This window comes from Paenarthrobacter nitroguajacolicus (assembly GCF_007786235.1).
Taxonomy (GTDB): domain Bacteria; phylum Actinomycetota; class Actinomycetes; order Actinomycetales; family Micrococcaceae; genus Arthrobacter; species Arthrobacter nitroguajacolicus_A.
This window is the reverse complement of sequence record NZ_VNFK01000096.1, coordinates 1-521: the sequence shown is the minus strand read 5'-3', so window position 1 is coordinate 521 and position 521 is coordinate 1. Positions and strand designations below refer to the sequence as shown.

Below are 521 nucleotides of genomic sequence, written 5' to 3'. Positions count from 1 at the left end.
ATAGGTGTACCCATAATCTCTAGTGAACGACGATAGTAGTTCATCAAGAATCGTTTGTATGAATCTGGCAAGTTGCGAACTTGGTTACCGTGGATAACGATAATCGGTGGGTTGTAGCCACCAGCGTGCGCGTATTTCAATTTCACACGACGGCCACGAACCATAGGTGGTTGGTGATCATCAGTCGCCATCTTCATGATACGAGTCAGTACAGAAGTACCAACACGCGTTGTCGCTGACTTGTAAGCTTCTTGAACAGACTCAAACAAGTGACCAACACCTGTACCGTGAAGTGCAGAGATAAAGTGAATACGAGCAAAATCAACAACACCTAAACGGCGGTCTAGTGCTTTCTTAACGCGATCTTTAACATCGCTGTCTAGACCATCCCACTTGTTTACTGCAATTACGATAGAACGACCAGCATTCAACGCAAAACCCAACAAGCTTAAGTCTTGATCAGAAATGTTGTCTCGAGCATCAATAAGCAGTAATACAACGTTAGCGTCTTCAATCGCTTT

At 44.1% G+C, this 521-nt stretch carries 1 protein-coding gene; it reads right to left on the bottom strand.

Annotated features, from left to right (window positions below; genetic code table 11):
• Positions 1 to 521 (bottom strand): GTP-binding protein (locus FQP90_RS23140; protein WP_244296981.1); only part of this gene is annotated, 521 nt, incomplete at both ends.